This is a genomic window from Pricia sp., assembly GCF_041745955.1.
GTDB lineage: Bacteria > Bacteroidota > Bacteroidia > Flavobacteriales > Flavobacteriaceae > Pricia.
The window spans coordinates 1-2492 of the sequence record NZ_JBGTHY010000376.1; the positions used below are offsets into that span (position 1 = coordinate 1).

A 2492-nucleotide genomic window follows, 5' to 3' on the forward strand; every position below is an offset into this window, starting at 1 on the left:
GGGGCAGTTGTTTCAAAAAGGCTTCTTCCACTCTATAGTCAAATTCCACTTCGATAATCTGATCTTCATCGTTACGCAGGTCGGACAGTTTTTTGTCCGCCACTAAAACACCTTTGCTGATGATCAGCACCCGGTCGCAGACGGCTTCCACCTCTTTCATGATGTGCGTCGAAAGTAGAATGGTCTTTTCCTTTCCGATTTCACGGATGAGCTTTCTGATTTCCAACAATTGGTTTGGGTCTAATCCCGTGGTAGGCTCGTCGAGGATCAAGACATCGGGGTTGTGTAAAAGTGCTGCTGCCAATCCGACGCGTTGGCGATAGCCTTTGGAGAGTTGTCCTATTTTTTTATGGACTTCAGGGGTAAGTCCCGTTTGTTCGATGACCTCGGCAATCCGGTTTTTATCGGTTTTATAGACTTCGGCGTTGAAGGCCAGATATTCCTTGACGTACATATCCAGATACAAAGGGTTGTGCTCGGGCAGATATCCGATACTTTTTTGAACGTTCTTTTTTTCGGTGGCCACATCGAAAGAATTGACGTGGGCCTCGCCTTCATCCGCTTGATGATAGGTGGTCAAAATTTTCATCATGGTGGACTTGCCCGCGCCGTTCGGGCCTAAAAAACCTACGATTTCCCCTTTTCTTAGTTCGAAAGAGATGCCGTGAAGTACTTTTTGATTGCCGAAGGATTTCGTGATTTTTTTGACGATTATGGACATAACGGGAAGTTTACTTGAAAGTCTGATCAGTCATCGATCAAAAATTCCTTTAAAAGTAAACGAAGTTTTTTAATCTCGGTTTTGTCCAATGCAGCAATTTTATCGGATAGTCGCAATTTGTCGATACAGCGTATCTGATCGAGGGCGATTTGACCTTTTTTCTTCTTCAAAACGAGATACATACGCATTGGAAACCTTCTTACCGTGGAAGTTATGGGTGCAATCAGAACCGTGTTCAAATGTTTGTTGGCCTCATCGGGCGAAATGATTAAGCATGGCCTTGTCTTTTTGATTTCGCTACCACGTGTCGGGTCCAGCGATACCCAATAGATTTCATATTGCTTTACCACGTCCAATCTTCCGAATTTTCATCTTCAAAAAAATCGGGAACCAGAGATTCAGATTGCCCATTTTCGGATATTTCCTTGAGAATGATTTCCTCCCAACCCTTCCGGGCTTCGTCTTTGGCAGGGGCGATTACAAGTTTATCGTTCTCGATCTGGATGTTGACTTTGCTTTTCAGTCCGATCAACTTCATAAATTGGGCGGGAATGATAATTCCTTTCGAATTGCCTACCTTTATAATATTAACTTCCATTATTTGATGGATGATTTTATCCAAAGTTAAAACATTGTTATAACATATCAAATTTATTTTACTTCTTACTGAAAAAATATCCCCGTAAACCCCATTTTTTAATTAAAATTATTACTTTAGCCAAAGTTTAAGTGTACCATGTCAAAACAATATTTCTATAACGGTTTCTATTTTTACTTCTTTTTTAAAAGAGAAGCGGGACTGTTGTAATATATTTGAACATATAGACAAATGAAGTCCCGCTGCAAGCGGGACTTTTTTTTGAACGAAACCCAAACTTTAATAGCAAGGCTGAATGTATCGGCATTTGTAAAAAGACTAAAAGGGCTTATCACTCTACCGGAGAGGGATAAAGGGAGAACTAACTATGAAACTAAGAATAGCCATACAGGGAATACAAGGCTCCAACCACCACCAAGTGGCACGAGAGTATTTCGGCGACGATACCGATCTGGTCGAGAGTATGTCATTCGACTATTTGGTCGACCGATTGTTGGACAAGACTGCCGACATCGGCGTAATGGCCATCGAAAATTCCATTGCGGGCTCCATTATCCCGAATTATGCATTGGTGTATCAGAACAATTTGCATATCATAGGGGAGCATTATTTGAACATCAACCATAATCTGATGGTACTGAAGGGACAAAAAATCGGGGATATCGAAGAAGTCCGTTCGCATCCTATGGCCTTACAGCAGTGCAAGGAGTTTTTCCGTGATTACCCCAACATAAAAATGGTAGACGATGTCGATACCGCCGAAACCGCAAAGCGCATCCAAGAACAGCAATTGAAGCATATCGCCGCCATTGCGCCCAAGGTAGCCGCCGATCTTTACGATTTGGACATCGTAGCGGATCGGATTCAAACCATCAAAAACAACGCGACCCGTTTTATAATTGTAAGCACAAAAAATAGGGTAATTCCCAAGGATGAAATCAACAAGGCTTCCGTGCGTTTCGTGACCGACCATAAACGCGGTAGTTTGGCCGCCATACTCAATGTAATGAGCGATTGCAATCTGAATTTGACGAAGATACAGTCGTTGCCCATTATTGAAACGCCTTGGAAATATGCCTTTTTTGTGGACGTGACTTTCGAGGGTTATGAACATTTCGAGAAGGCAAAAGCGTTGTTGGGCATCATGTCGGAAGATTTTAGGGTTTTGGGCGA

Annotated in this window: 4 protein-coding genes; 1 reads left to right on the top strand and 3 read right to left on the bottom strand. The window is 42.4% G+C overall.

Going from position 1 to position 2492, the window contains the following annotated elements:
- The 3 genes from ACEW8S_RS13805 to ACEW8S_RS13815 all read right to left on the bottom strand — a co-directional run.
- The coding region (locus ACEW8S_RS13805; protein ID WP_373518727.1) for an ATP-binding cassette domain-containing protein at nt 1-721 on the bottom strand (721 nt) is incomplete at its 3' end.
- Nucleotides 722-747: 26 nt separating this feature from the next.
- A complete protein-coding gene (locus ACEW8S_RS13810; RefSeq protein WP_373518730.1) occupies nt 748-1071 on the bottom strand; it encodes a type II toxin-antitoxin system PemK/MazF family toxin in 324 nt (107 codons plus the stop codon).
- A complete protein-coding gene (locus ACEW8S_RS13815; protein ID WP_373518728.1) occupies nt 1065-1319 on the bottom strand; it encodes an AbrB/MazE/SpoVT family DNA-binding domain-containing protein in 255 nt (84 codons plus the stop codon). Before ACEW8S_RS13815 ends, ACEW8S_RS13810 begins: the two co-directional genes overlap by 7 nt.
- 367 nt (nt 1320-1686) lie before the next feature.
- Here ACEW8S_RS13815 and ACEW8S_RS13820 point away from each other — a divergent pair.
- On the top strand, nt 1687-2492 hold an 806-nt coding region (locus ACEW8S_RS13820), incomplete at its 3' end, for a prephenate dehydratase (RefSeq protein ID WP_373518729.1).

What these genes read in the sequence shown, in the direction of transcription:
- ACEW8S_RS13815 (WP_373518728.1), bottom strand. Translation starts at nt 1,319, where the DNA reads ATGGAAGTTAATATTATAAAGGTAGGCAATTCGAAAGGAATTATCATT.